Raw genomic sequence first — 26,422 nt, 5'->3', positions numbered from 1 at the left:
TTTTATAAATCATTTATGTTATAATTTTATTCGTTGCCCAAGAAGCTAGCTTCAGGCAGCACAGAACCTTAGCGTGGACAATCGTTTTCACCGACGATCTCTGGGCTATAGGCGATTATATTGATATTAAGAATTAGGAGGTGAACAAGGATGGCTTTAACTCAAGAACGCAAACAAGAATTGATTCAAGAGCACAAAAACCATGACACTGACACTGGTTCTCCAGAGGTTCAAGTGGCTATCCTTACGCAAAACATCATCAACTTGACTGATCACTTGCGTACGCACAAAAAGGATCATCATTCCCGTCGTGGATTGTTGAAAATGGTTGGTCAACGCCGTAAGTTGTTGGCTTATGTGAAGAAAAATGACGTAGCTCGTTACAGCGCATTGATCGCGAAACTAGGTCTACGCAGATAGTAATAGTTAACAACAAAAGCAACCTTGCCCTTGCGTTGGTCTCCTAGTCGAGTCTAACGTATGGATGTCGGCAGGTTGCTTTTTCTTCTTTCTAGCATAAAATAAGGTTTTGTGCTGATATTAAATGTCGGGAAAGAAGGAAATACTAATTACAATGAAGAATACATAAAAATTCATTCTGTTTATTTTTACTCTTAATAGAATGAAATTTATAATATCTATATGTCTTACAATCACAGCCTTAATTGGTTTTTACTTTCAGGAGGTTAATTATGGAGAAAAGAGTGCAAATGGATTTAGGTGGCCGTCCCTTAATCTTAGAGACTGGTCGACTTGCCAAGCAAGCAAATGGTGCAGTTGTCGCACGCTATGGAGATACTGTAGTGTTGTGTACGGTTACTGCATCGAAGGAACCTAAGGATTTAGATTTTTTCCCACTTACAGTAAATTATGAGGAACGTTTATATTCCGTTGGTAAAATCCCAGGTGGTTTTATTAAAAGAGAAGGTAGACCGAGTGAGAAGGCAATTTTGGCGAGTCGTTTGACAGACCGTCCAATTCGTCCATTGTTCCCAGAAGGTTTCCGTAATGATGTACAAGTTGTAGCGGTGGTAATGAGCGTTGATCAAGAATGTGCACCTGAAATTGCTGCCATGATCGGTGTGTCAGCTGCACTTAGTATTTCGGACGTTCCATTCAGCGGCCCAATTGGCGGTGTAATTGTTGGTCGTGTGGACGGACAATTCGTCGTTAACCCGACTACAGAACAATCTGCTAAGAGTGACATTCATCTCGTCGTAGCAGGTACAAAAGATGCGATTATGATGGTAGAAGCTGGCGCTGCAGAAGTTCCAGAAGAAGTGATGTTAGAAGCCATCATGTTCGGTCACGATGAAATTCGTAAGATCGTAGCGATTCAAGAGCAATTCGTCTTGGATGCAGGTAAGCCGAAGATGGAAGTGAAGCTAAAGACAGTTAGAGCTGATGTGAATACAGCTGTTCGTGCCTATGCAGAAGCGCGTATCATTGATGCAATCAAAATTGTTGAAAAACATGCACGTCGAGATGCAATTGATGCGATTGATGCAGAAACAATTGAGCATTTTACAACAATATATGCAGAAACTCCAGAGTTTATGGGTGATGTGAAAGAAGTATTGCATGACATCGTAAAAGATGAAGTGCGCCGTTTAATCACGCATGATAAAGTACGTCCTGACGGTCGTAAGCTTGACGAGATTCGTCCAATTGAATGTGATATTTCCGCATTACCGCGTACGCACGGGTCTGGATTGTTCACACGTGGTCAAACACAAGTATTGTCAGTTTGTACACTAGGCGCGCTTGGTGACGTTCAAATTTTGGACGGTATCGATTTAACTGAAACGAAGCGCTTTATGCATCATTATAACTTCCCTCCATTCTCTGTTGGTGAAGCAAGACCATTACGTCCACCAGGTCGTCGTGAGATTGGTCATGGTGCTTTAGGTGAAAGAGCACTTGAATATGTGATTCCGTCTGAGACAGAATTCCCTTATACAATTCGTCTTGTATCTGAAGTTTTGGAATCGAATGGCTCCTCTTCACAAGCAAGTATTTGTGCATCAACAATGGCAATGATGGATGCTGGTGTACCGATCAAAGCTCCAGTAGCAGGTATCGCTATGGGACTAATTAAAGATGGAGATCATTTCTCAATCTTAACGGATATTCAAGGGTTGGAAGATCACTTGGGTGACATGGACTTTAAAGTTGCTGGTACAGCAGCTGGGGTAACAGCACTTCAAATGGATATTAAGATTGATGGTATTAACCGTGATATCTTGAATCAAGCATTAGAACAAGCGAAAGCTGGCCGTATGTTTATTCTTGATAAAATGCTTGCTCGTATTGAAAAGCCAAAAGCAAGTTTATCCCAATATGCTCCGAAAATTACAGTTATGCAAATTAACCCGGATAAAATCCGTGATGTTATTGGTGCTGGTGGTAAGATCATCAATAAAATTATCGAGGAAACTGGCGTTAAAATCGATATTGAGCAAGATGGACGTGTATTTATCGCTTCATCTGACGAAGCCATGCTGGATAAAGCGCGCGGTATTATCGAAGGCATTGTTCGCGAAGTTGTCGTAGGTGAAGTATACCTTGGAACAGTGAAACGCGTTGAGAAATTCGGTGCATTTGTTGAGATTTTACCTGGAAAAGAAGGCTTAGTTCATATTTCGCAGCTTTCAACAGAGCGTGTAGCGAAGGTTGAAGATGTTGTCTCTATCGGAGATTCCATCACGGTGAAAGTAACTGAAATTGACGGACAAGGTCGTGTTAACCTTTCCCGTAAAGCAACACTTCAAACACCTGTTGAATCGAAAGAATAACCTTAATTTGATGAAAGAGTCAGAGCGATCTGACTCTTTTTTGTGTCCATAAGTGTATTAGAGGCTACAGTAGTCCTTGTAATTGGTCTAAACCTGTCCCATTGCGCATATGCTCATCACAACATCATTAATGGTTAGGGTGTGGGTATAAATGAACAAAAGAAGATGGATGGGACTACTCATTTTATTTGTAGCTGTCATGGTTATTATGAATCTGGTAAAACCGGTAAGTGCTTATATAAGTGAAGTGAAAAGGAACAAAGTACAGCTCGCTTTTCAACGAATGCTCATAGGAAGTGCTGTAGGTGAGGTTGAAAGTTTAGCGGTGGATCAGGTAGACACATTGAAGACGAATACACCACAAAAACTTTCCACAGATGCGGCGCAATTGAAACAGCAAATTCACCAAGAAGCGCTAAATAGACGTATTGCACCCATTGATGCTAGGGTTGATAGAGTGTGGAAGCTTATTCCGGGTTATAATGGGTTGGAAGTAGACGAGGAGCAGACATTTCAATTGGCTAAGAGTAAAGGAAAGCTAGATGAAACTTCGTATGTCTTTCGTGAAATATCTCCTAAAGTGAGTCTTGAGGCGCTTGGTGCACACCCGATATATCGAGGTAACCCGCAAAAAGCTATGGTTTCACTTATGATCAACGTCGCATGGGGAAATGAGTTTCTTGATGGTATGTTAGAAACACTCGCGAGGGAAAAAGTGAAAGCAACCTTTTTCTTTGATGGAACATGGCTCAGTAAGAATGAAGAATTGGCAAAACGTATCCGTGATGAAGGGCATGAAGTATCAAATCACGCTTACTCACATAAAAATATGAGTACACTTAGTCGGTATCAAGCAGAGCAAGAAATTGTGAAAACAGAGCAATTAATTGCTACCAAACTAGGTGTTACGAATAAATTATTTGCTCCACCTTCGGGTGATTTTGATCAAGAAACGGTTGAAATCGCCGCAAGTTTGAAACTACAAACAATTTTGTGGACACTAGACACGGTTGATTGGAAAAATCCGGGAAAAGAAGCGATACTAAATAAAATATCAACACGGCTTGAGGCCGGTTCAACAATTCTCATGCATCCTACTGTTTCATCCTCTGGGGCACTGGAACGAATGATTCAGATTATCAAAAATAAGGGTCTTGCAATTGGAACCGTATCTGAATTAATTTCACCCAAGCGAGTACCAGGGGTTAGGAAAGTAAAATAAAGGTGCTATGGGAATGAACTGCTGTTGAGTCGGTTCCATGTTTTTGGTAGAATTATAGATTATGGCGTTTATCTTATTGTGATGAATCAGCTTATCAGTATCTAGGGGGTACACGATTGATTAAATATACGTTAAATAATGGACTTCGTGTAGTAATGGAGCCGATTCCTACATGTCGTTCTGTATCTTTCGGCATATGGATTAAAACCGGTTCTCGGAACGAAAACGCGGCTAATAACGGAATCTCCCATTTTATTGAGCATATGCTGTTTAAGGGAACTCCGAATTTTTCCGCCAGAGAAATTGCAGAAATATTTGATGGAATTGGTGGGAATGTCAACGCCTTTACTTCGAAGGAATATACTTGCTACTATGCTAAAATGCTTGACGAGCATTTACCACAAGCAGTTGAAGTGTTAGCTGATATGTTCTTCCGCTCCGAGTTTAACGAACTAGAAATGGAGAAAGAGAAGAACGTTATTTTTGAAGAAATTGCAATGTACGAGGATACACCTGATGATCTTGTGCATGATTTAATTGCACGGGCTTCTTATGGATCGCATCCACTTGGTGCGACGATTCTTGGGACACAAGATAACTTGAAGTCGATGACTTCTGACGATCTTCGTTCCTACATGAAACAGCATTATAACATTGAGAATACAGTGCTTGCGATTGCGGGAAATATTGATGACAGTGTGAAGGAGTTACTGGAGAAGCATTTTGGTTCTTTCACAAATTCAGGTGAATCAACAACTTATCAAGCACCGTCTTTTTTAAGTGATCTTATTTTTCATGAGAAGAAAACGGAACAAAACCATATCTGTTTATCCATCCCAGGGTTGTCACTGCATGAGCACAATTTGTACCCAATGGCACTACTGAATAATGTCATTGGCGGTGGAATGAGCTCAAGATTGTTCCAAGAAATTCGTGAAAAAAGAGGGTTAGCATACTCCGTGTATTCTTACCACTCCGCACATGCGGATAGCGGTAATTTTACCGTTTATGCAGGAACGGCACCCAAACAAACGAAAGAAGTTCTTGATGTTACAGTTGAACTCTTAAGAGAGCTTATAGAGAAGGGGATGACCCCAGCTGAGCTTAAGAAAGGCAAAGAGCAGTTGAAAGGTTCACTGATCCTTAGTCTGGAAAGCACAAGCTCACGAATGAATCGTTTAGGGAAAAATGAACTTATGACAGGAAGACACTACACACTTGATGAAATTATAGCTCGAATCGATAGTGTGGAAATGGATCAAATTGAGAGCTTAACGAAGCAATTATTTGAAATGCCATTTGCAGTTGCGATGGTTGGAGCAGACGATCAAGCCTTGCAAGGCTTCAGGAGGAATCAGCTTGTCTTATAACGTAGAGATATTGAAAATGTCTGGGAATGAAGATATTCCGTTACCACAAAAAATGTCTGAAGCTGCAAGTGGTTTTGATCTACATGCAGCTGTTGTTGAACCAATGGTATTAAAACCTGGAGAGCGTGCGCTTGTTCCAACTGGTTTTGCGCTTAGCATGCCAATTGAATTAGAAGCACAAATTCGTCCTCGTAGTGGACTTGCTTACAAGCATGGTATAACAACACTTAACTCACCTGGAACAATTGATGCGGACTATCGTGGCGAAGTGAAAGTACTGCTCATAAACCATGGTCAAGAATCGTTTACTGTAGCACGCGGTGAACGTATAGCACAAATGGTGTTCCAGCTTGTACCACAAATTACATTGAACGAGGTATCTGAGCTTTCAGAGACAGTTCGAGGTGCAGGCGGTTTCGGTCATACAGGTAAATAAGTGACTTTTCAAAGAGAGGCGATCTCACAGTAGGTGAACTACTGGGGATCGCTTCTTTTTTATTGGTTAAGTCTTTACACAAGCACCATTTGTAGGCATGGGCATACAATGAGATATTGAAACGACCGCGAAAGGGGCGTAAGCTCATGCTAACAGGAATAGAGGTAGCCTTTATTGGCGGCGATGCCAGGCAGCTTGAGGTTATTCAAAAATTAAGCGAACTTGATGCAACGATTACGCTAATTGGCTTTGATAATTTGCAACAAGATTACAATGGAATTACCAAAGTGGAAATGAAAGAAGATGTGCTCGCAGGTAAAGATATTGTTATTTTACCTGCTGTTGGGACGGATGACCAAGGCAAGGTGGAGTCTATATTTTCAAAGAACGAGATGATTCTTCAAGAACTTCATATTGCTCAGTTACCAGCACACGCGAAAGTTTATACAGGTATGGCAAAACCGTATTTGACAAATCTTTGCAATCAATATGGGATTGAAGTCATTGAATTGTTCGAGCGGGATGATGTGTCGATTTACAATTCAATACCGACAGCAGAAGGTGCGATCATGATGGCTATCCAGAATACGGATTTTACCATTCATGGGTCACAATCGATGGTTTTAGGATTTGGCAGAACGGGGATTACGATGGCAAGAACGCTCCAAGGATTAGGTGCACATGTGCTAGTTGGAGTTAGACGGCCAGAGCATTATGCAAGGGCATCAGAGATGGGCTTTATGCCCTTCTACATCAAGGATTTATATGAGCGAGTAGCCAATATTGACTTGCTTTTTAATACAATTCCGACTATGATAGTCACAGCACAGGTTATAACCAATATTCCGCATCGTGTTGTCATTATTGACCTTGCTTCCCGTCCTGGCGGCACCGATTTTCGGTTCGCTGAAAAACGTGGAATAAAGGCCATTTTGGCTCCCGGTCTTCCCGGTATTGTTGCTCCTAAATCAGCTGGACGTATCATAGCGAATACGCTAAGTCAGCTCATTGAAGAAGACTTTATCAAGAGGGATGGTGTGGAATGAACTGGGTAGGAAAAACAGTAGGCTTTGCACTTACAGGATCACATTGCACATTAGAAGAAATTATGCCGCAAATTCAACGATTTGTTGATAGTGGGGCTAACGTAGTACCCATTGTATCTTATTCGATTATGACCACTGATACTCGCTTTGGCAAATCGGTAGATTGGGTCGCTCAAATTAAAGCGATCACTGGAAATGAATTGATCACAACTATACCTGAAGCTGAACCGCTTGGACCATCTAAGCTGCTCGATGTCATGTTAATAGCCCCATGTACTGGTAATACGACAAGCAAGCTTGCTAATGCGATGACGGAGAGTCCCGTACTGATGGCTGCAAAAGCTCAAATGCGCAATGGCCGGCCCCTTGTTCTCGCGATTTCAACGAATGATGGACTCGGACTGAACTCAACGAATATTGCGAAGCTGCTTATTACGAAAAATATTTACTTCGTTCCATTCGGGCAAGATGCTCCGCATGTGAAAGCAAATTCTTTAGTTGCTAGAATGGATCTTATTATGGAGACGTGTGAGGCGGCATTGGAAGGCAAGCAATTGCAACCAATGATCATTGAACGCTTTAATTATTAAACAATACTCACTTACAAATCTATTTCATTCTTCTGTCGTATAGGGAGGGTGGGATAGATTTCATATTATCATTCCAATTTTTATGTATGGGGGATAGAACAAACATGTCGAACAACAAATTATTTAATGTAGCAGTAGTTGGTGCAACTGGAGCAGTTGGACAACAAATCATTCGACTTTTAAATGAGCGTAATTTCCCTATTAACGAGTTAAAACTTCTATCTTCGGCACGTTCTGCAGGTAAAGTAATAAGCTTTAAAGGTCGCGATATTGTTCTGGAAGAAGCGAAGCCTGAGAGCTTTGATGGTGTAGAAATTGCTTTGTTTTCAGCAGGTGGAGACGTTTCTCGTGAATTGATTCCACATGCTATTGATCGTGGAACAATCTGTATTGATAATACAAGCGCATTCCGAATGGATCCTGATACACCGCTTGTTGTCCCTGAAGTTAATGTAGATAAAATCAATGAACATAGAGGAATCATTGCGAATCCCAATTGTTCCACCATTCAAATGGTCGCTGCGCTTAAGCCGTTGTACGATCGTTTTGGTATGTCTCGCATTATCGTATCAACTTATCAAGCCGTATCTGGTGCTGGTGCAAGTGCGATCAATGAAATGTTGAGACAATCTAAGGAAGTTCTTGCAGGTAATGGAGTTACACCAGAAGTTTTACCAGTGTCTTCTTTGCCAGTTAAACATCAAATTGCATTCAATGCGATTCCGCAAATCGATAAATTTACAGAGAACGGCTTTACGTATGAAGAGATGAAAATGATTAATGAAACAAAAAAGATTATGGATGACGAATCACTAGAAGTGACGGCTACTTGTGTCCGTATTCCTGTTGTTTATGGTCATTCAGAGTCTGTTTATGTCGAACTAAATAGTGATTTTGAAATGGATGAAGTGCGTGAATTACTTGCAAACGCTCCTGGAATTGTGTTGCAAGATAATCCAGAAGAGCAAAGCTATCCACTTGCTTCCAATGCTGCGGGTAAATTAGAAACGTTTGTAGGACGTGTCCGTCGTGATCTAAGTAACCCACGTGGTTTGAACATGTGGATTGTATCCGATAACTTACTTAAAGGTGCTGCATGGAACGCCGTGCAGATCGCTGAATATATTGCATTAGAACAAGAATAGTAAAACATAAATCTTACAAAGTTTGGAGGGATTCCAATGCGCATACTCGTGCAAAAGTTTGGAGGTACTTCCCTTTCTACAGCCGATGCCAGACAGCATGTGTTAGAACATATTAAGGACGCATTAGCGGGAGAATACAAGCTTGTGGTTGTTGTATCGGCAATGGGAAGAAAGGGAGATCCCTATGCAACAGATACTCTCTTAGGGTTAATCGCGCAAAGTGGTAATGCTTTGCCTGCAAGAGAGAAGGATATGTTATTATGCTGTGGTGAAATCATCTCAGCGACGAATTTATGCTCTCTGCTGCATTCTGAAGGGATTTCATCTGTGGTATTAACAGGTGGGCAAGCGGGCATTCAGACGAATAGTGTGTTTGGTAATGCCCAAATTGAATCGATTGATCCAACTACGATTCATCAATATCTAAAGCAAGATAAGGTTGTCATCGTAACGGGTTTCCAAGGAACGACGGAAGGCGGTCAGTTGACGACGTTAGGAAGAGGTGGAAGTGATACTTCTGCAACGGCAATTGGAGCAGCGATTGGTGCTGAAATTGTCGATATTTTTACAGATGTAAATGGGATCTTAACGGCAGATCCTCGAATTTGTGAAGATGCTAGGCCACTAACTCGTGTTAGTTATACGGAGATTTGTAACATGGCTTATAACGGAGCCAAGGTTATTCATCCGCGTGCAGTCGAAATGGCGATGCAAGCCAATGTTCCTGTACGTGTAAGATCAACCTTTTCCAAAGATGAAGGAACTCTTGTTACTTCCATGGATACATTATCCTTCAAAGATCCGAGTCGTGTTCCTGATCGATTCGTAACAGGTATTGCTCATACGGCGGGGGTAACACAAATCCAAGTATCTTCAGCAGAAGGTCAATATGATTTACAACTTCAAGTTTTCAAAACGATGGCGAAAAATGATATATCTGTTGATTTTATTAATGTGAATCCATCAGGTGTCGTGTACACTGTATTTGATCATGAAGCGGATCGGGCAGTAGCGCTCTTGCAGGATCTTGGATATTCCCCAAGATGTATGTCCCAATGTGCAAAAGTGGCAGTTATCGGTGGAGGAATCAATGGTGTACCAGGTATTATGGCACATATTGTTGAAGCGTTAACGCTTGAAGATATTCAAATTCTCCAATCCGCGGACTCTAACACAACCATTTGGGTGTTGGTTCGTCACGATGATATGGGCAAAGCGGTTCGAGCTTTGCATCGTAAATTTGATTTGCATAAATAAGTTGATCACAGGACTTTTTAGGAGGAGAATATTGTGGATTTCGGCAGATTAGTTACCGCAATGGTGACACCATTAAGTGAAAATCAACAAATTAATTGGGCTCAAGTTGCGCCTCTTATGGACTATTTAATTGAAGAACAGCAAAGCAATTCGTTAGTTATTTGTGGCACAACAGGTGAATCCCCGACTTTGACCGAAGATGAAAAATTGCTCCTTATGGAAAAAGCGGTTGAACATGCGCGCGGCCGTTGTAAAATCATTGCAGGAACAGGTTCTAACTCAACAGAACATACCATCCATCTATCCCAAGAAGCAGAAAAGCGTGGCGTAGATGCGTTACTACTTGTTGCTCCTTATTATAATCGCCCATCTCAAGAAGGGTTGTATCAGCATTTTAAAGCGGTAGCAGAGTCTGTGAAGATTCCTGTTATTTTATATAACGTTCCTGGTCGTACAGCTGTGAATATTGACGCTGCAACGACAATACGGTTATCTCACATTCCAAACATCGTCGCTACGAAAGACTGTGCAGGTATTGAACAATTAACTCGTATTGTCAATGAGTCTGCAGAAAGATTCCGTGTCTACAGTGGAGATGATACAATGACTTTACCTGCTTTAAGCGTTGGTTGTGAGGGTATTGTATCTGTGGCATCACACATTATCGGTAAAGAAATGCAGCAGATGATAGCAGCTTACCTGAGTGGTAACGTAGCTGAAGCTGCAAAATTACATGGTCAATTGCAGCCTATTTTCACTGGTCTCTTTACAGCTCCTAGTCCGGCTCCTGTTAAACATGCACTGAATTTAAAAGGCATTCCAGTAGGTGGAGTGAGATTGCCGCTTATCGCATTAAATGAGCAAGAAGGCGATTACATAGCGTCTTTGTTGTCTTAAATGCAAGGTGAGTGGTTTAAGATACATGGCTTGACGCATAATCGATGCCTATGGCATCGGTTTTGTTTTTTAGGGGAAAATATGAGTTAGTTACATTAACTTGTATTTGCTTCTTCCTTTCCTGTATAATGGTGGCAAGTGACTGGGTTCGGTTTCATCATATTAAGAACGTCGTAATATAAAATGAGGAGGTATTTTCTTGTCTAAGAAGAATAATGAGAAGGTTTCCATTTTCGCTCTTGGCGGCGTGGGCGAAATTGGTAAGAATATGTATGTAGTACAGTACGCGAATGATATTGTTGTGGTGGATAGCGGATTGAAGTTTCCGGAAGAGGACATGCTCGGAATCGACGTGGTAATTCCTGATATTTCTTATCTACTCGAACATAAAGATAAAGTTCGCGGTATTATTTTGACACATGGACACGAGGATCATATTGGTGGCTTACCATATGTGCTGAAGCATCTGAACGTACCCGTGTACGGAACTAAGCTTACGCTCGGACTCGTTGAAATGAAACTTAAAGAAGCAAATCTGCTAGGTGACACAAAACGTGTATTAATCCACGCAGATTCCGTACTTAACATGGGAACAATCACAGCATCGTTCTTTAGAACAAACCATAGTATTCCAGACTCTGTTGGGGTTGCTTTGGATACACCAGAAGGCGTAGTTGTTCACACAGGGGACTTTAAATTTGATCAAACTCCTGTAAATGATCAGTTTGCTGATATGCATCGTATGGCGGAGATCGGTAGCAAAGGCGTACTTTGTTTACTATCTGATTCGACGAATGCAGAAAGACCTGGGTATACAGGTTCAGAGAAAAGTGTTGGGGTAGAAATTGAAGATGTTTTCCGTAAAGCGAAGCAGCGGGTAATCATTGCTACATTCGCATCCAACATTCATCGTATTCAGCAGGTGTTTAACGCTGCTGAAGCGACTAAGCGTAAAGTTACAGTAATTGGGCGTTCGATGGTTAATGTGGTATCTATCGCATCGGAATTGGGTTATTTACATATTCCAGACGGTATGCTCATTGAGCCAGAAGAAGTTAATCGTCTTGCAGGGGATAGAGTCGTTATCCTATCTACTGGATCTCAAGGCGAGCCAATGTCAGCTTTGACTCGAATGGCACGCTCTACACATCGGAAAGTTGATATTTTGCCTGGAGATACAGTTATCATCTCGGCTACAACAATTCCAGGTAATGAGCGTTATGTTGGACGTACAGTAGATGAGTTATTCCGTATCGGTGCAGATGTAATCTACGGGCCAGGTTCCAAAACAGGTCTGCATGTATCTGGACACGGATCACAGGAAGAATTAAAGCTTATGCTTAACTTGATTCGTCCTAAATATTTCATCCCGATTCACGGTGAATATCGGATGTTAAGAGTACATGGCAAGCTTGCTGAGTCTGTGGGTATTCCTAAAGAGGACATTTTCATTTTGGATAACGGTGATACAGTTGAGATCCAAGGTGGAGTGGCTCGCAAAGCAGGCAAAGTGCAAGCTGGCAACATCCTAATCGATGGTCTTGGTGTAGGCGATGTTGGTAATATCGTTCTTCGGGATCGGAAGCTTCTCTCGCAGGATGGTATCCTTGTTGTTGTTGTAACATTAAGCAAACAAGACGGTACGATTCTGTCTGGTCCAGATATTATTTCCCGCGGATTTGTATATGTTCGTGAGTCAGAAGGACTTTTGGATGAAGCAAATCGCATTGTAACAAATACATTGAACAAATTAATGAACGATAATGTAAATGAGTGGGCATCTCTCAAAACACATGTAAAAGATGCACTCGGACGATTCTTATATGAGCAAACCCGTAGAAGACCAATGATTCTTCCAATTATTATGGAAGTCTAGGTCCTTAAGTCACTTGAATGAAACCCATAACTGAACCAGAACAAGTTAGCTTCCGAGACAGCAGTCTCGGGAGCTTTTTGCATTTACATGCATGAATATGAACAGCCCATCCCATACTATGGTGGATTTAACAAAGGGAGGGAAAAGATATGGCTAATAAGGAACAAGCAAAAGAACCGGTTTCACCTGCAAAGAACGAACAAAGGGAGTTAGATGATACGAAGAAAACGACGGTTGAGGGTGTGAATCAGCTCGGGCAAGTAAACATAGGTTCTTTACCCACAGAAAGTAATATTTATTGTCTAACTGTGATCGGTCAAGTTGAAGGACACATGGTACTGCCCCCTCAAAATAAAACAACGAAATATGAGCATATCATCCCACAATTAGTTGCGATTGAGCAGAACCCTAAAATTGAAGGGGTCTTGATTATTTTAAATACTGTAGGTGGGGATGTTGAAGCGGGTCTTGCTATTGCAGAGATGATAGCGACGTTATCTAAGCCTTCTGTCACTTTGGTTCTTGGCGGTGGTCACTCCATTGGCGTGCCAATTGCGGTAAGTGCGAAGTATTCGTTTATTGCGGAGACTGCCACGATGACCATTCACCCCATTCGGATGAATGGGCTTGTTATCGGCGTGCCTCAGACGTTTGATTATTTGGATAAAATGCAAGACCGCGTCGTCCGCTTTGTGACGAAGCATTCTAATATCGCAGAACGAACATTCAAAGATCTCATGTTTAAAACAGGGGAGCTGACAAGGGATATTGGGACGACAGTCATTGGATCAGATGCTGTTAAACATGGTTTGATTGATGCTGTTGGGGGTATCGGTGAAGCGATAATAAAGCTGCAGGAGCAGATTAAACAGTGGCGTAAGCAAGAGAAAGAATAGGGGTGTCTGTATGATCCATTTTTCGGTAATTCCTCAAGAGCAGATTTGGGAAGGATTTGATAGTTATCAGCCTAAATTTAGTATCACACAAGTGGCTGGTTTGCAAATGGAGGTAGAGCCAGTTGGTGTCGGTCTAGGTCGGATCGTCCGCATTTACAGTCCAGATCCCCAACATTATCTCAATCCTCTTTATGCACCGGGTACAATAATATCTCTTCATTGTGAACCATAAGGGATAAGCAGTATATCTGAAAAAATGCGAAAACTCGTTCCCCTTACAGGTATTCTCATTATCCAAACTATGGTATAATTCATAATTGGAGGTGAGAAAATGGCCAGAAAAGGAAAAAAAAGAGGCAATAAACGACTGACACGAGATTTGCTTTTTGAATTGTACGGAATTCTAATTCTGACATTTTCTGTTATTTCGTTGGCAGATCAAGGACATGTCGGACACACATTGAAATATTTATGCAGAGTCCTGGTTGGTCAGTGGGATTTTTTAATTCCATTAATTTTTATTTACATCGCATTATATGCAATGATTCGGCGTAAATGGCCACGGTATCGAACATCACGAAAAGCCGGAATTGTATTATTTATATTCGGTCTGCTCGTTTCCTATCACATTCATTTATTCAGTGAACTCTATCGCAATAGTGATTTCACCGCTTCCATGATTTGGTCTACCACATGGAATGCAGTCATTGAAGGGTTGCAGCCTACCTTAACAGGTGAGGATATTCTCCGTCATGATATTGGTGGCGGATTAATTGGTGCCGCTCTTTATGCATTGTTCTATTTCTTGTTTGATAATGCTGGTGCTAAAGTCGTTCAGATCGTCCTATATATTATCGGGGTCATTCTGGCAACAGGCTGGTCATTAGTGGATGCGGGGGCCTTAATGAGAGGTCGGTTTAAAGGTGTTGGTGGAACAATTAATCAGCGCTTTCAAGCATGGTTGCGTTCGAAGAAAGCGGATCTAAAAACGAAGAAGACGCCAACTTCAGGACATACAGTTAAAAACAGCGGTAAACCTGCCCCGGTTCCATACATACCGATTGATGATGAATTTGACGAAGAGTTTTTAAAGCCAGTCGTGAAAAAGAAGAGCTGGCTGCAAGCACTCCAGCCTGATCGTTCAACTGTAAAGCAAAATGCATTTAGCGATGAGGATGATGATGATTTTGGATCGTCATTTATGCCTAAGAATCCTGTGGTAGAAGAGAAGGTCGTGTATCAATCTCCATCTGTGCCAGTGACAAAAGATTTGGTTCAGCAAGATAACGAAGCTTTAGGGCCAATGATACGGGACTTTACTGATCATGAAGATCGTATCCATTCTGCTCAAGTAGAAGAAAAACAGGTAAAGCAGGAACCTGTTTCATCGCTGGCTACTGGGAATGAAGGAGAAGCTTCAGTTCGTGTAGCTGCGCCATATGAGATGCCATCTCTAGGAATATTGGCTAAGCCGCAATCGACAAAAGGATCTGATACGGACTTCATGGCAAATGCAAAGAAACTCGAAGCAACGCTTGAGAGCTTTGGTGTTCGAGCGAAAGTTCTTCAGGTAGTTCGTGGTCCTGCTGTAACTCGCTATGAAATTCAACCTGATGTGGGCGTTAAGGTCAGTCGGATTGTATCTTTGACTGATGATATAGCGCTAGCTCTTGCGGCTAAAGATATTCGGATGGAAGCGCCGATTCCTGGTAAATCTGCGATCGGTATTGAAGTGCCGAATACCGAGGTGTCTATTGTAACGATGCGGGAAGTTATGGAAACCGCGGCTTTCCAGGACGCATCTTCGCGTTTGTCCATTACACTTGGTCGAGATATTTCTGGGCAACCGATCGTCGGTAATTTAGCAAAAATGCCACATCTACTCGTGGCAGGTGCAACGGGATCAGGGAAGTCAGTTTGTATTAATGGAATTATTACCAGCATTTTGTATAAAGCGAAGCCGAATGAAGTTAAGTTTCTTATGATCGATCCTAAAATGGTAGAGTTGAATGTGTATAACGGTATTCCACATTTACTTGCACCTGTTGTAACAGACCCAAGAAGAGCATCGCTAGCACTTAAGAAGATCGTATCCGAAATGGAAAAAAGGTATGAATTATTTTCCAAAAGTGGTACGCGTAATATAGAGGGTTATAATGCGCTGTTAACTGAGAATGGAACGGAAGCTCCACTGCCTTATATCGTCGTTATTGTGGACGAGCTTGCGGATCTTATGATGGTTGCAGCTAATGATGTAGAAGATGCCATTTGTCGTCTAGCACAAATGGCCCGAGCAGCAGGCATCCATCTAATCATTGCGACTCAGCGTCCTTCAGTCGATGTTATTACTGGCGTCATCAAAGCGAATATCCCTTCTCGTATTGCATTCGGTGTTTCTTCTCAAGTCGATTCACGTACCATCCTAGATATGGTGGGTGCTGAGAAGCTGCTAGGGCGCGGGGATATGTTATATTTACCGGTAGGTGCATCAAAACCTGTACGTGTTCAAGGAGCATTCCTTTCTGACCAAGAAGTGGAAGGAGTCGTATCTTTCGTTAGCACACAGGAAAAAGCAGATTATCGAGAAGAGTTAGTCCCTGAGGTGGAGGAAGCTTCTGAGCATGTAAATGAGGTGGAGGATGAATTGTATTTGCAAGCCGTACAAATTGTTCTTGAAGCGAAACAAGCCTCCTCGTCCTTATTACAACGTCGTATGCGTATTGGATATACAAGAGCGGCAAGGCTAATGGATTACATGGAAGCAAAGGGAATTGTTGGTCCCAGTGAAGGCAGTAAGCCGCGCGAGGTGCTTATTTCCTTAGAACAGTTTAATCATAATCGAATATCTTCATAGAAAAACACTCCCTCGGGAGTGTTTTTTTGTATAAGACAGAGCTACCTTTCTCATAATAAGCCATATCAGGCAGGTATAACGAAAGAAAGGTTGATTCAATATGAATAAACGAATTGTAATTGTTACCATTTGTATCGTTTTATTGCTTTTTGCAGGGGTGCAAATGACTTCTCTGTTTAGTTCCAAAGAGACATTTTCTAAGGAGATCGTGAAATACGGGTCGAAGGGATCAGATGTTTTTGAATTACAAGGAAGACTCAAGTTTTTAGGGTTTTACTTTGGTGAAATCGATGGAGATTTTGGCAATAGTACATTGAAATCTGTGAAATGGTTCCAAAGTGAGTTCGGTATGCCAGTTGATGGTTTGGTTGGTGGTAAGACGAAGGTGAAACTTTGGGAAGCGACGAAGGCATGGAAACCAAGTGGAGAAACAAACAAAGGTCAAACGGCAGGTGCCGGAAAAAACACTTCTGAAGCGCCTAAAGGTGAAATGAAGAAGACAGGTCATCGCGGTTATTCAGAAGAGGATATTAATTTAATCGCAAATGCGGTTTACGGGGAATCCAGGGGTGAACCATACGAAGGTCAAGTTGCGGTTGCTGCTGTTATTTTGAACCGTGTAGATTCAGCAAGTTTCCCAAATACGGTACATGGTGTTATTTTTCAACCCCTTGCCTTTACAGCTGTTGCTGATGGTCAAATCTGGTTGACACCAAATGAAACAGCCAAACGCGCAGTACTCGATGCGTTGAACGGCATGGATCCAACGGATGGATGTCTGTACTATTTCAACCCGAAAACAGCCACTTCCAAATGGATCTGGAGTCGCCCACAATTCAAAACAATCGGTGAACACATTTTCTGTCGCTAAAATAAGGAAAATAGGATTAAATACAGCGAAGAAGTAACCGAATGGTTGCTTCTTCTGTTTCTGTATGAATATACTAAGGATAGATGTTGCATAACGAGTTAAGAAGGGAGAATGAGTGTGAAACCTTTAACTTTTGAACGAAGTCGTGTTGGGAAAATTCGAATTCATGTGTTGCCTACCAATCGCTTTAAAACATTCGCGATATCTGTTTATGTTGGAAGACCTTTAAATGAGGATGCTGTGACACCAACAGCGCTTACACCTTTTGTTTTACGTAGAGGTACAGAACTGTTACCAGAAACTCAAACGTTTCGTGAGCGCTTAGATGATATGTATGGAGCAGGTTTTGGCTTTGACATTTATAAACGTGGGGATTATCAAATTGTTCAGTTTCGGATGGATATTATTAATGATCGATTCGTCTCATCCAATGAATCTTTGCTGCAGCAAGGCCTTCATTTTATTGGAAATGCAATTACGAAACCAGCAACAGAGAATGGCCATTTCCGTGATAAATATGTAGCCGCTGAGAAAACCTCGTTGCAAAAGAGAATTGAATCCATCGTTAACGATAAGATAAGATACGCAGCTGAGCGTTGTATTGAAGAAATGTCCAAAGATGAGCCGTATCGATTGCATCCGCTTGGAAGTATTGCTGACCTTGAAGCGATTACTTCAGAATCGTTATTTAACCATTACAAACAATGGTTACAGCAAGCACCTATTGATGTTTATGTTGTGGGTAATACAACACTGTCTGAAGTTGAAAATTATGTTACGGAAGCTTTTTATATTGAAAAGGGTGAACCTGTATCCTATGAGATGAAAACCCCATCCAAAAAAGAGGTCCAAACTCGAACAGTTGTCGAGAAGCTGGATGTGAATCAGGGAAAGCTAAATATGGGACTTCGAGTACATACGACATATGGAGATGATGATTATCCAGCCTTACTGGTGTATAACGGAGTTCTTGGCGGATATCCACATTCCAAATTGTTCATTAACGTACGAGAAAAAAATTCACTTGCTTATTATGTTTCTTCACGTGTTGATGGTCACAAAGGAATCTTGTCTATTCAATCAGGTATTGAAATCGACAAATACGATAAAGCAGTAGAAATCATTAAAAATCAGCTCGATGTCATGGCACGAGGTGAAGTAACACCATCTGAGATTGAGCAAACACAGGCGATGCTATCTAATCATTTGCGAGAAATACAAGATTCAGCATTTGAGCTCATCTCGTTTGATTTTAACGCCGTATTATCTGGCAAAGAAAGAACGGTTGGTTCACTTCTAGAAGGAATAAAGCGTGTGAATGCGGATGCGATTCGCAATATTGCATCCAAAGTTGAATTGGATACGATTTATTTCCTGCGTGATCAAAAGGGGGAGTCCTAAATGCGCAGTATCCCATATCCGCAATTGGATGAGACGTTATATTTTAAACAGCTCGCGAATGGGCTTCGGGTGTATATATTACCTAAACCAGGATTTCAAAAAACATATGCCACTTTTACTACCCAATATGGCTCCGTGGACAATCATTTTGCAGTCGAAGGTCAAGAACCGGTTCAGGTGCCTGACGGAATTGCTCATTTTTTGGAACATAAAATGTTCGAGGAGCCGGAAGGCGACGTGTTTAATAAATTTGCTTCCCTAGGTGCTTCTGCAAATGCGTTTACGAGCTTTGATCGCACATCTTATTTGTTCACTGCCACGAATCATGTGCTGGATAACCTTGGAACATTACTTGACTTTGTTCAGACGCCTTATTGGACAGATGAGAGCGTAGAGAAGGAGAAAGGGATTATCGGGCAAGAAATTAATATGTATCAAGATAATCCGGATTGGCGCTCTTATTTTGGTTTAATCGAAGCGATGTATAAGGTCCATCCAATCCATATTGATATCGCGGGAACGATTGAATCCATTTCCAAGATTACAAAAGAAACATTGTTCATGTGTTATCACACTTTTTATCATCCAAGCAACATGGTCTTGTTCGTTGTAGGTGGCGTGGATGTGGAAGAAGTCATCCAATTTGTGGAGCAAAATCAACAGAAGAAGACATTTAAGTCACAAGGTGAGATTAAACATTTCTTTGATCCTGAGCCTGAACAAGTCTATATACCAAAGAAAATAATCAAGCTTCCAGTTTCCTTACCTAAATGTTTAATTGGATTTAAGGAAATACCGTTAGGTCAAGAAGGTACACCACTTCTGAAAAGAGAACTCACAACCAAACTGTTGCTTGACGTGCTTTTCTCAGGTTCTTCACCGATCTATCAACGTTTGTATGACGACAACTTAATTTCAGACAACTTTGGTCATGAATACAATTGTACAGCGGATTATGCTTTTTCCGTATTTGGTGGGGAGACAAGAGATCCTGACTTACTCCTTTCTCGCATACAAGATGCGGTGAATGAAGTTCAAAAACAGGGGATTACTTCAGAAGCTTTTGAAAGAAGCCGTAAGAAAAAGATTGGTTCTTTCCTGCGAATGATGAATTCACCGGAAGCGATTGCTGGCGAGTTCACGAAATATTTATTAAACGGAATTGATATGTTTGAAATTCTTGGTATTTATGAAAACATGAAGCTGGAAGATGTGATGGAACGACTCCATGAACATTTTGACTGGGGTAGAATGGCGATATCAATTGTTCGGAGTGATTAAGGATGACAAAAATGAATCATACAATAAAGCCGTTTACAGAACAAACGGTTCTTATTACAGGGGCTTCACGGGGGATTGGAGCTGCCATTGCTGAGCGCTTTGCTTCTGCTCGATTGAACGTGATTATTCACTATTTACAATCACATGAAGCAGCGAATGAAGTAGCACGTACTTGTATGAAATATGGAGTTAAAGTAATGACAGTTTCGGCTGACTTGCAGAGTAAAGAACAGATTCTACGAATGAAAGATAAGATTGAAAGTCACGGCATGTTGCCCGATATACTCGTGAACAATGCTGGTATCTCTCATTATGGATTGTTATCAGATGTTTCAGAAGAGGACTGGGATCGGGTCATCAATGTAAATATGAAAGCTCCATTCTTATGTACACAAACTTTTATGCCAGCTATGATTTCGCAAAAATATGGAAGAATCATTAATGTTTCTTCGATTTGGGGCATATCTGGAGCTTCATGTGAAGTTGTGTATTCAACCGCTAAAGGTGGAATGAATGCTTTTACAAAGGCATTAGCTAAAGAATTGGCTCCTTCTGGGGTTACCGTGAATGCGGTAGCTCCAGGAGCTGTCCAAACGGATATGATGTCGACTTTTGACGCTTCGGAGCAAGCTGAAATTGAGAATGATATTCCATTGGGAAGATTTGCATTACCAGATGAAATTGCCTCGCTTGTCTACTTCTTATCATTGCCAGAGTCAAGCTACATAACAGGTCAAGTGATTTCACCCAATGGTGGATGGCTAACGTAAGGACACAAGCTAAAGGTCAAGAAGTTTCGATTCGTTCCTGAGTATGTTATAGTAAGGATATTGCTCGAATAGATCTTCATTTGAATGCGAATATTAGAAAAGATAATAATCACATTCAAATTGGAGGTAATCTGTATATGGCGACAACTGTACTAACTGTTTTTGATAAGTGGAAGCAATTCCTCGGTGAAAAAGTAGATCAAGCTGAAAGAGTTGGAATGAGCGACGACATGATTTCCAAAGTCGCATTTCACATTGGCGATTTCCTTGCTAACAAAGTAGATCCGCAAAACGTAGAGGAACATGTGATCAAACAGCTATGGGATGCAGGTAATGAGGAAGAAAAACGGGTAATCGCCAGATTAATGGTGAAGATGGTAGATAAAGACTAATATAAGGTCTCACTCAAAGCCTCCTTCATGGGGGCTTTGTATGTTTGTATGGGAAAGGGTTGTGAGGATGCAAAAGTGTATTTCTAGAATCATTCTAATAGGTGCTATATTGACATGTATGAGTGTACTCACAGCATGTGCAGGACGTGGACTTCCATCTATTAGCGCAGAAATGTTAGCAAACAAAAAGTCCGTTCTTTTTATCACAAGCCCAAGTGTTGGATCTTCAATAAAATCAACTATACAATCTGTGCTCCCAAACTGGCGTGAGGCGCATCAAATTACATATGATTGGATACAAGATGTTCAAGAAATTAATGATGATGTGAAGAACCAAGTCAAAGATAAAGCTTATGATTATATTTATGTAATTGGCAATGACCTTCTGGCTTCGACAGTTAAAGCGGCGTCCGAATTACCGAAGAGCAAGTGGAGTTTGCTTCAAAATCAATCGAATGTGGATATGAGTTCTATTCAAGATCAGGCGAATTTATCGGTAATGTCTGTGGATACCTCAATCCTGAAGCCTCAGATTGAATCATGGGTTCAAGCTAAGATCACGGCGCGAACATCCATCGAGTGGGTAACCACAGCGTCCAAGCCAATCCCTTCTGCATGGGCACCATCGGAGGAGGCAGACCATATTGTGTTACTGGATAACAATCCAGAATGGTTTAAGCAGTTGAAGTTCCAATTATCAAATCATCATTCGGAATGGATTGTTCTATATTCACCAGCTGATGCGAGTGTTGTGCAGAAGCTCAAGACAATAGGTATTCCGGTTATGAATGTTAATGCTTCAACAGCTGATTTGAATTGGGATGAGATTATGAAAAATAGTGTGCAATCCATCGTTGATAACTCATGGAAGTCTGGTCTAAAGTCCTACAACGCAAATGAACTAAAAGAACTAAAACTAAATTAAAGTTCCTACACTTTACGAAAATAAAGCAGGACAAACAAGAATATTGTAGAATAAATGTTTAGATGTGTTGAGAAAAGGAAAAGACTGTCGAGAATTTGAGGTGATCAGGTTGGATATAAAGAGCATGAAACCAAATAAAGAGGTAAAAGAATGGTATATGGAATATAAAATCCACAAGAATCGCCCGGGTTTGTTAGGTGATATTGCTTCACTAATGGGGATGCTTGATATTAATATTGTAGCCATTAATGGTGTAGAGGATCGTACTCGTGGTATGATCTTGCAGACGAGTGATGAAGAAAAAATTGAACTTATGGGTAGAATGTTAAAAAAGGTTGATAATATAACCATAAATGCCTTTCGTACACCAAAACTGGTAGATCGATTAGCGGTTCGTCATGGTCGTTATATTGAACGTGATTCTGATGACCATAAGACATTTCGTTTTGTTCGGGATGAACTGGGTCTACTGGTTGATTTCCTTGGTGAAATCTTCAAAAGGGACGGTAACCATGTTGTAGGACTTCGAGGTATGCCACGCGTAGGCAAGACGGAATCTATCATTGCAGGCAGTGTATGTTCTAATAAACGTTGGACATTTGTTTCGTCTACATTACTCCGTCAAACCGTTCGCAGCCAATTGTCAGAAGATGAATTGTCACCAAATAACGTGTTTATTATAGATGGAATTGTTTCCACGATTCGATCAAACGAAAAGCATCATGATTTACTGCAAACAATTATGGCGATGCCTTCGACTAAGGTCATTGAGCATCCTGACATTTTTATAAGAGAATCAAGCTATACGTATGATGATTTTGATTATTTTATTGAATTACGCACTACGCCAGATGAAGAAATCAATTACGAAAATATCACTTATAGCGTAGATCCTTTTTAAATGGGCCATATGTTAATTAATATAAGGGGGTGAGTTTTGTGTCTGAATTAGGACAACTGTTACGCGAAGCCAGAATCCAACGTAAAATGTCTTTGGAAGAATTACAAGAAATTACGAAGATACGCAAAGGTTACTTAGAGGCGATTGAAGAAGGTAACTATAGGGTATTGCCTGGCAGTTTTTATGTGAAAGCGTTCATTAAAAGCTATGCAGAAGCTGTAGGAATTGATCCGCAGGAAGCACTTAATCTATTTCGTTTAAGTAGTCCAGAGCCTGCTTCTGATGAAATGAATGAACCGACTATTCAACCGCGTCGCCGTGGGAACTTTAGAAATATAGAAAAGTGGGGCCGTTTGGCGTCTACAATTCTAGTTATTTCTTTTATCGTGCTAATATTAGCTATTATTTATTATTATAAAATTAGCAGCGGTGGGGGCACGAATGACGTCAATCAACAAACAAAAATAACGGATAAGGCGGATGCTTCAACACCATCTCCAACTCCAAATATTTCGGCTACGCCTCAGCCAACACCTACACCGACTCCAACTCCTCCCAAAGCAGAGCTAATTCCAGCCGAGAAACAAGGGAAATACGATGCTTTTAATGTAACAAATGTAGATAAGATCTCTGTTACGATTAAAATTGTGGGTAACCCAAGTTGGGTTGAGGTGAAATCTGCAGATGCTGATGGGAAAACCAAAACAATCAACAGCAGCACATTGCAAAGTGGTGAAACGAAAACATGGGAATTTGACTATGCGGCTCTTCTTCGTATTGGTGCTTCCAGAGAAGTAGAACTGTCCGTTAACGGCGTTCCGGTTTCATTCAGCAATGACGATTTCGTAAAAAACTTCAGATTTAATTTAGTTTCAGCTATGGGCACAGGGACAACAGCACCTTAATCATGACTTATTATTCTTAAAAGAAAGGGTGAATCGTACATGAGTTCTGAGAGTTCATTTGATATTGTCTCTAAAGTAGACATGCAGGAATTAACAAATGCTGTGAATCAAGCTACTCGTGAGATTGAGACACGATTTGATTTTAAAAACACTAAAAGCTCGATTACGATTGAAAAAGAAGAATTGGTAATCATCTCCGACGATGACTTTAAACTACAAAATGTTATTGATATTTTGCATAGTAAAATGGCTAAAAGGGGTATCCCTCTTAAAAATTTGGAATATAGCAAAGTGGAGTCGGGTTCATCTGCTACTGTTCGTCAACGTGCGAAGCTAAAGCAAGGGATCGACCAAGAGAATGCGAAGAAAATGAACATTCTCATCCGTGACTCGAAGCTTAAAGTGAAGAGTCAAATCCAAGGAGATCAATTGCGCGTGACTGGAAAAAGTAAAGATGACTTGCAGCAAGTAATGGCATTACTTCGTGGAGCAAATTTGCCGCTTGATTTACAATTTACAAACTTTAAATAAAATAAAAAGTCTTAAACCCCTTGATTTCAAGGGGTTTTCACTTTTTTGACACTTCTCTTTGGCATGTATTATACTTGTGTATAATGGTTGGGTCATGAAATTGGGGGTTTATTGAAATGACAGAAAAAGTAAAAGTAGTCACGCTGGGTTGTGAGAAAAACTTAGTGGATTCAGAAATTATGTCTGGTTTGATTCATGGACGTGGCTACGAATTAGTCGAAGATAAAGAAGACGCAACAATCATTATTGTAAATACATGCGGTTTTATTGACGCTGCGAAAGAAGAATCAGTCAATACCATTTTGGATATGGCAGATTTGAAACAGACAGCAAACCTCAAGGCATTAATTGTGTCAGGCTGTTTAACTCAGCGTTATAAAGAAGATTTACTTAAAGAAATGCCTGAGATCGATGGTATTGTCGGTACGGGTGATTTTCATAATATCAATGAGATTATTGATCAAGCGTTAGCTGGTAAAATGCCAATTTACGTCGGTAATCCAATATTTAATTATGAGCAAGTAATGCCACGTCGTTCTTCGGTTCAGCGATATTCAGCCTATGTGAAAATTGCAGAGGGATGCGACAATGCTTGTACATTTTGCTCGATTCCAATTATGCGCGGTGCTTTCCGTAGTCGTTCTTTGGAATCAATTCTGTCAGAAGTTACAGATCTTGCTTCCCAAGGTATTAAAGAAATTAGCTTGATTGCCCAAGATTCAACCAATTATGGAACAGATTTATATGATGGATTTAAGCTGCCAGAGCTGCTAAATAGGGTAAGTGAAGTTCCTGGTATTAAGTGGGTTCGTCTCCATTATACGTACCCAGGTTTCTTTACCGATGAACTTATTGATACGATTGCAACCAATCCGAAGGTTTGTAAATATGTTGATATGCCACTGCAGCATAGTGAAGATCGTATATTGAAACGCATGAAAAGGCCGGGTAGACAAAAGGATGCTCGGGCGTTAATTGATAAAATTCGAGACCGTATTCCCAATGTAGCGTTAAGAACATCTTTAATTGTTGGATTTCCAGGGGAGACTGAACAAGACTTTGAAAATTTAAAAGCATTTATTGAAGATGTGGAGTTCGATAAATTAGGTGTGTTCACATACTCGAAGGAATCGGATACACCAGCTTCTCGATTGCCAGATCAAGTTGAAGAAGATGTGAAGGAATTTCGTGCGAATACACTCATGGAACTTCAACGTGAGATTTCAAAAGATCGCAATGGGCAACGTATTGACGAAGAAATTGATGTGTTAATTGAACGTTATGAAGGACGAACAGATACTTATGTTGGGCGCTCACAGTATGATGCGCCAGAAATTGATGGTGAGGTGTTCGTGACAGGAGGTCAACTTGAAATTGGCCAGATCGTTAAGGTTAAGATCACGCATTCCTTTGAATTCGATCTATCAGGGGTGATATTGACGTGAATTTAGCTAATAAAATTACAATCGCACGAATTTTTCTTGTTCCGATCATCATGTTCTTTTTACTCATTCAAGTGAGGTTTCCTGATATTCATATCGGAGACGATTTTACAATAACTTACAATCAAATTATCGCAGCATTAATTTTTATCATTGCAGCGAGTACAGATTCACTCGATGGATATATTGCTCGGAAGAAGAAGATGGTAACTAATCTAGGTAAATTATTAGATCCGCTCGCTGACAAATTACTAGTTACTGCAGTGCTGGTATCCCTTGTTCAAATGAATAAAATTGACGCTTGGATTGTTATTATTATCATTTCACGCGAATTTGCGGTAAATGGACTACGTCAGATTGCGCTTCTTGAAGGCATCGTGATTGCAGCAAGTAAATGGGGAAAGTTAAAGACGATTACGCAAATTGCTGCTATTATTACCGTGCTAGTTAATAACTTCCCGTTCAATTTCATCGGAATTCCTGTTGATATGATATTGACATGGCTTGCGGCAATAGTGACGGTGTACTCGGGAATTGATTATTTCGTTAAAAATAAACATGTTCTTGATTTTTCTAATGCTTAGAGGATAATCGGGACCTGAAAGTGGAGTGGGAGCCG

Annotated in this window: 25 protein-coding genes; all 25 read left to right on the top strand. The window is 40.8% G+C overall.

Annotated elements, in window-relative coordinates:
* Positions 1-150 precede the first annotated feature (150 nt).
* The 25 genes from rpsO (at position 151) to pgsA (ending at position 26,387) form a co-directional block, all read left to right on the top strand.
* Entirely contained in the window at positions 151-420 is a 270-nt protein-coding gene (gene rpsO / locus ACSBOP_RS12685; RefSeq protein ID WP_258206322.1) for a 30S ribosomal protein S15, read from the top strand.
* 272 nt (positions 421-692) lie between these two features.
* Positions 693-2,795 carry a polyribonucleotide nucleotidyltransferase gene (gene pnp / locus ACSBOP_RS12680; RefSeq protein WP_442600900.1) on the top strand — a complete coding sequence of 701 codons (2,103 nt, stop codon included), beginning with the start codon at positions 693-695 and terminating at the stop codon, positions 2,793-2,795.
* Positions 2,796-2,946: 151 nt separating this feature from the next.
* Positions 2,947-4,017, top strand: a complete 1,071-nt coding sequence (locus tag ACSBOP_RS12675) for a polysaccharide deacetylase family protein (RefSeq protein WP_442600899.1) — start codon at positions 2,947-2,949, stop codon at positions 4,015-4,017.
* 116 nt (positions 4,018-4,133) lie between these two features.
* On the top strand, positions 4,134-5,387 hold the full coding sequence (locus ACSBOP_RS12670; protein ID WP_442600898.1) for a M16 family metallopeptidase: 1,254 nt from the start codon (positions 4,134-4,136) through the stop codon (positions 5,385-5,387).
* 16 nt (positions 5,388-5,403) lie between these two features.
* Positions 5,404-5,823 (top strand): dUTP diphosphatase, encoded by a 420-nt coding sequence (gene dut, locus ACSBOP_RS12665; RefSeq protein ID WP_442604465.1) that lies wholly within the window; start codon positions 5,404-5,406, stop codon positions 5,821-5,823.
* Between the two features lie 146 nt (positions 5,824-5,969).
* The gene (gene dpsA / locus ACSBOP_RS12660) at positions 5,970-6,869 is read left to right on the top strand and encodes a dipicolinate synthase subunit DpsA (protein WP_442600897.1); all 900 of its coding nucleotides are present in this window, start codon (positions 5,970-5,972) and stop codon (positions 6,867-6,869) included.
* The gene (locus tag ACSBOP_RS12655) at positions 6,866-7,459 is read left to right on the top strand and encodes a dipicolinate synthase subunit B (RefSeq protein ID WP_442600896.1); all 594 of its coding nucleotides are present in this window, start codon (positions 6,866-6,868) and stop codon (positions 7,457-7,459) included. The genes dpsA and ACSBOP_RS12655 overlap by 4 nt, the downstream gene beginning before the upstream one ends.
* Positions 7,460-7,563: 104 nt before the next feature.
* Positions 7,564-8,604, top strand: a complete 1,041-nt coding sequence (locus tag ACSBOP_RS12650) for an aspartate-semialdehyde dehydrogenase (RefSeq protein ID WP_442600895.1) — start codon at positions 7,564-7,566, stop codon at positions 8,602-8,604.
* Positions 8,605-8,640: 36 nt separating this feature from the next.
* Entirely contained in the window at positions 8,641-9,861 is a 1,221-nt protein-coding gene (dapG, locus tag ACSBOP_RS12645) for an aspartate kinase (protein ID WP_442600894.1), read from the top strand.
* 33 nt (positions 9,862-9,894) lie between these two features.
* Positions 9,895-10,758 (top strand): 4-hydroxy-tetrahydrodipicolinate synthase, encoded by an 864-nt coding sequence (dapA, locus tag ACSBOP_RS12640; protein WP_442600893.1) that lies wholly within the window; start codon positions 9,895-9,897, stop codon positions 10,756-10,758.
* Positions 10,759-10,957: 199 nt separating this feature from the next.
* Entirely contained in the window at positions 10,958-12,634 is a 1,677-nt protein-coding gene (locus tag ACSBOP_RS12635; RefSeq protein ID WP_442600892.1) for a ribonuclease J, read from the top strand.
* A 149-nt stretch (positions 12,635-12,783) separates the two neighbouring features.
* Positions 12,784-13,530 (top strand): ClpP family protease, encoded by a 747-nt coding sequence (locus ACSBOP_RS12630; protein ID WP_442600891.1) that lies wholly within the window; start codon positions 12,784-12,786, stop codon positions 13,528-13,530.
* Positions 13,531-13,540: 10 nt separating this feature from the next.
* The gene (locus ACSBOP_RS12625; RefSeq protein WP_442600890.1) at positions 13,541-13,762 is read left to right on the top strand and encodes a YlzJ-like family protein; all 222 of its coding nucleotides are present in this window, start codon (positions 13,541-13,543) and stop codon (positions 13,760-13,762) included.
* 99 nt (positions 13,763-13,861) lie between these two features.
* Positions 13,862-16,384 carry a DNA translocase FtsK gene (locus ACSBOP_RS12620; protein ID WP_442600889.1) on the top strand — a complete coding sequence of 841 codons (2,523 nt, stop codon included), beginning with the start codon at positions 13,862-13,864 and terminating at the stop codon, positions 16,382-16,384.
* 100 nt (positions 16,385-16,484) lie between these two features.
* Positions 16,485-17,255 carry a spore cortex-lytic enzyme gene (sleB, locus tag ACSBOP_RS12615; protein ID WP_442600888.1) on the top strand — a complete coding sequence of 257 codons (771 nt, stop codon included), beginning with the start codon at positions 16,485-16,487 and terminating at the stop codon, positions 17,253-17,255.
* A 111-nt stretch (positions 17,256-17,366) separates the two neighbouring features.
* Positions 17,367-18,656 (top strand): EF-P 5-aminopentanol modification-associated protein YfmF, encoded by a 1,290-nt coding sequence (gene yfmF, locus ACSBOP_RS12610; protein ID WP_442600887.1) that lies wholly within the window; start codon positions 17,367-17,369, stop codon positions 18,654-18,656.
* A complete protein-coding gene (gene yfmH / locus ACSBOP_RS12605; protein ID WP_442600886.1) occupies positions 18,657-19,937 on the top strand; it encodes an EF-P 5-aminopentanol modification-associated protein YfmH in 1,281 nt (426 codons plus the stop codon).
* Between the two features lie 11 nt (positions 19,938-19,948).
* Positions 19,949-20,707 carry an elongation factor P 5-aminopentanone reductase gene (gene ymfI / locus ACSBOP_RS12600; RefSeq protein ID WP_442600885.1) on the top strand — a complete coding sequence of 253 codons (759 nt, stop codon included), beginning with the start codon at positions 19,949-19,951 and terminating at the stop codon, positions 20,705-20,707.
* Positions 20,708-20,844: 137 nt separating this feature from the next.
* Positions 20,845-21,099, top strand: a complete 255-nt coding sequence (locus ACSBOP_RS12595) for a DUF3243 domain-containing protein (protein WP_442600884.1) — start codon at positions 20,845-20,847, stop codon at positions 21,097-21,099.
* A 67-nt stretch (positions 21,100-21,166) separates the two neighbouring features.
* Positions 21,167-22,024, top strand: coding sequence for a hypothetical protein (locus tag ACSBOP_RS12590; RefSeq protein ID WP_442600883.1), 858 nt, complete (start codon positions 21,167-21,169; stop codon positions 22,022-22,024).
* 124 nt (positions 22,025-22,148) lie between these two features.
* Positions 22,149-22,925, top strand: coding sequence for a DUF3388 domain-containing protein (locus tag ACSBOP_RS12585; RefSeq protein WP_442600882.1), 777 nt, complete (start codon positions 22,149-22,151; stop codon positions 22,923-22,925).
* 38 nt (positions 22,926-22,963) lie between these two features.
* Complete coding sequence (locus tag ACSBOP_RS12580) at positions 22,964-23,830, top strand: helix-turn-helix domain-containing protein (RefSeq protein WP_442600881.1); 867 nt, start codon at positions 22,964-22,966, stop codon at positions 23,828-23,830.
* Positions 23,831-23,869: 39 nt separating this feature from the next.
* Positions 23,870-24,361: a YajQ family cyclic di-GMP-binding protein gene (locus ACSBOP_RS12575; RefSeq protein WP_442600880.1), complete on the top strand. Its 492-nt coding sequence runs from the start codon at positions 23,870-23,872 to the stop codon at positions 24,359-24,361.
* Between the two features lie 116 nt (positions 24,362-24,477).
* Positions 24,478-25,806: a 30S ribosomal protein S12 methylthiotransferase RimO gene (gene rimO, locus ACSBOP_RS12570; RefSeq protein ID WP_442600879.1), complete on the top strand. Its 1,329-nt coding sequence runs from the start codon at positions 24,478-24,480 to the stop codon at positions 25,804-25,806.
* Positions 25,803-26,387 (top strand): CDP-diacylglycerol--glycerol-3-phosphate 3-phosphatidyltransferase, encoded by a 585-nt coding sequence (gene pgsA / locus ACSBOP_RS12565; protein WP_442600878.1) that lies wholly within the window; start codon positions 25,803-25,805, stop codon positions 26,385-26,387. The genes rimO and pgsA overlap by 4 nt, the downstream gene beginning before the upstream one ends.
* Positions 26,388-26,422: the final 35 nt, after the last annotated feature.

Origin of the sequence: Paenibacillus sp. KN14-4R (assembly GCF_052180255.1) — a bacterium.
Lineage (GTDB): Bacteria > Bacillota > Bacilli > Paenibacillales > NBRC-103111 > Paenibacillus_AM.
Note: the sequence above shows the minus strand (reverse complement) of the source record. Positions and strands in the feature narration are given on the sequence as shown.

Coding starts and splice junctions, on each gene's coding strand:
- rpsO (WP_258206322.1), top strand. CDS start 151: ATGGCTTTAACTCAAGAACGCAAACAAGAATTGATTCAAGAGCACAAA.
- pnp (WP_442600900.1), top strand. CDS start 693: ATGGAGAAAAGAGTGCAAATGGATTTAGGTGGCCGTCCCTTAATCTTA.
- ACSBOP_RS12675 (WP_442600899.1), top strand. CDS start 2,947: ATGAACAAAAGAAGATGGATGGGACTACTCATTTTATTTGTAGCTGTC.
- dut (WP_442604465.1), top strand. CDS start 5,404: ATGTCTGGGAATGAAGATATTCCGTTACCACAAAAAATGTCTGAAGCT.
- dpsA (WP_442600897.1), top strand. CDS start 5,970: ATGCTAACAGGAATAGAGGTAGCCTTTATTGGCGGCGATGCCAGGCAG.
- ACSBOP_RS12655 (WP_442600896.1), top strand. CDS start 6,866: ATGAACTGGGTAGGAAAAACAGTAGGCTTTGCACTTACAGGATCACAT.
- ACSBOP_RS12650 (WP_442600895.1), top strand. CDS start 7,564: ATGTCGAACAACAAATTATTTAATGTAGCAGTAGTTGGTGCAACTGGA.
- dapG (WP_442600894.1), top strand. CDS start 8,641: ATGCGCATACTCGTGCAAAAGTTTGGAGGTACTTCCCTTTCTACAGCC.
- ACSBOP_RS12630 (WP_442600891.1), top strand. CDS start 12,784: ATGGCTAATAAGGAACAAGCAAAAGAACCGGTTTCACCTGCAAAGAAC.
- ACSBOP_RS12625 (WP_442600890.1), top strand. CDS start 13,541: ATGATCCATTTTTCGGTAATTCCTCAAGAGCAGATTTGGGAAGGATTT.
- ACSBOP_RS12620 (WP_442600889.1), top strand. CDS start 13,862: ATGGCCAGAAAAGGAAAAAAAAGAGGCAATAAACGACTGACACGAGAT.
- sleB (WP_442600888.1), top strand. CDS start 16,485: ATGAATAAACGAATTGTAATTGTTACCATTTGTATCGTTTTATTGCTT.
- yfmF (WP_442600887.1), top strand. CDS start 17,367: ATGAGTGTGAAACCTTTAACTTTTGAACGAAGTCGTGTTGGGAAAATT.
- yfmH (WP_442600886.1), top strand. CDS start 18,657: ATGCGCAGTATCCCATATCCGCAATTGGATGAGACGTTATATTTTAAA.
- ymfI (WP_442600885.1), top strand. CDS start 19,949: ATGAATCATACAATAAAGCCGTTTACAGAACAAACGGTTCTTATTACA.
- ACSBOP_RS12595 (WP_442600884.1), top strand. CDS start 20,845: ATGGCGACAACTGTACTAACTGTTTTTGATAAGTGGAAGCAATTCCTC.
- ACSBOP_RS12590 (WP_442600883.1), top strand. CDS start 21,167: ATGCAAAAGTGTATTTCTAGAATCATTCTAATAGGTGCTATATTGACA.
- ACSBOP_RS12585 (WP_442600882.1), top strand. CDS start 22,149: ATGAAACCAAATAAAGAGGTAAAAGAATGGTATATGGAATATAAAATC.
- ACSBOP_RS12575 (WP_442600880.1), top strand. CDS start 23,870: ATGAGTTCTGAGAGTTCATTTGATATTGTCTCTAAAGTAGACATGCAG.
- rimO (WP_442600879.1), top strand. CDS start 24,478: ATGACAGAAAAAGTAAAAGTAGTCACGCTGGGTTGTGAGAAAAACTTA.